The organism is Streptomyces antioxidans (assembly GCF_000968685.2).
Classification (GTDB): domain Bacteria; phylum Actinomycetota; class Actinomycetes; order Streptomycetales; family Streptomycetaceae; genus Streptomyces; species Streptomyces antioxidans.
On sequence record NZ_LAKD02000148.1, the window covers coordinates 1 to 1,698 of the forward strand.

The window sequence follows — 1,698 nt, forward strand, 5'->3', positions numbered from 1 at the left end:
ATGGGTTGCCGGTGACGGTGAACGGGAAGCTGGATCGGCGGGCGTTGCCGGTGCCGGACGGAGGTGGGAGGTCGGAGTACGCCGCCCCGAGGGATGGGTTCGAGGAGCTGTTGTGTCGTTTGTTTGCTGAGGTGTTGGGTGTGGAGTGGGTGGGGGTTGAGGATGGTTTCTTTGATTTGGGTGGTCATTCGCTGTTGGCGACGCGGTTGGTGTCGCGGGTGCGGTCTGAGTTGGGGGTTGAGTTGCCGGTGGGGGTGGTGTTTGAGGTTCCGACGGTGGCCGGGTTGGCGCGTAAGCTGGCCACGGATGTGGGAGGTCAGTCGGGCTGGGAGCGGCCTGAGCTCGTGCGGTGTGGTCGGCGGCCGGAGCGGTTGCCGGTGTCGTTCGCGCAGAGCCGGTTGTGGTTTTTGTATCGGTTGGAGGGTCGGTCGGCGACGTACAACATTCCGCTGGTGGTGCGGTTGTCGGGTGAGGTGGATGGTGAGGCGCTGGGTTGGGCGCTGCGGGATGTGGTGGGTCGGCATGAGAGCCTGCGGACGCTCTTCGCCGAGGTGGAGGGGGTGGTCTGTCAGCGGGTGTTGTCGGTGGAGGAGGCGGGCCAGCGGTGGCCGGGACTCGAGACGGCTACGGTCCACGACCGTGGTCAGGCCGAGCGGGCGGTGGGCGAGGTGGTGCGGTACGCCTTCGATTTGGGGGAGGAGCTGCCGTTGCGGGCGGTGATGGTGCGGGAGTCGGCGTCGGCGGGGTCTGCATGCACGCTGGTGTTGGTGATGCATCACATTGCTGCGGATGGGTGGTCGTTGGGGCCGTTGTGGCGGGATGTGGTTCACGCTTATGTGGCGCGGCGGGAGGGCCGGGCACTCGGTTGGGCGCCGTTGCCGGTGCAGTATGCCGACTACACGCTCTGGCAGCGGGAGGTACTGGGCTCCCCTGATGTGCCGGGCAGTGTGCTGGCCGATCAGCTGGAGTACTGGCGCACTCATCTGGCTGGTGTCCCTGAGCAGCTTCCGCTGCCTGTTGATCGGTCGCGTCCTGTGGTGGCGAGTCATCGGGGTGCGACGGTGGGGTTTGTGTGGCCGGGGTGGTTGCATGGTGGGTTGGTGGAGGTGGCGGGTGCGGAGGGTGTGACGTTGTTTATGGCGTTGCATGCGGGGTTGGTGGCGGTGTTGAGCCGGTTGGGTGCGGGTGAGGATGTGGTGGTGGGGTCGGTGATTGCCGGGCGTGGGGATGAGGTGCTGGAGGATCTGGTTGGGTTTTTTGTGAACACGTTGGTGTTGCGGGTGGATGTGTCGGGTCGTCCTGGGTTTCGGGAGTTGTTGGGGCGGGTGCGGGCGGTGGATCTGGAGGCGTACGCGCATCAGGATGTGCCGTTTGAGTATCTGGTGGAGGCGTTGAATCCGGCGCGGACGTTGGCGCATCATCCGTTGTTCCAGGTGATGCTGGCTCTGCAGAACACGGCACACACTGGCTTTGATCTGCCGGGTGTGGAGGGCAGGGTGGAGCAGGTCGGTGCGGGTACTTCCCGGATGGATCTGCTGATCAGTGTTGGCGAGCGTCATGCGGATGATGGCGGGCCTGCGGGGTTGGACATCACGGTGGAGTTCAACACCGACATCTTCACCGAGTCGACGATCGAGTCGGTCATTCAGCGGTGGCGTCGTCTGTTGGAGACGGCCCTGACTGACCTCGACCTGCCGG

The 1,698-nt window shown here is 65.1% G+C and carries 1 pseudogene; it reads left to right on the forward strand.

Annotation, left to right across the window (positions count from 1 at the left end):
- Positions 1–5: 5 nt before the first annotated feature.
- Positions 6–1,698, forward strand: a pseudogene (locus VT50_RS36715) (condensation domain-containing protein); the annotation flags it as partial.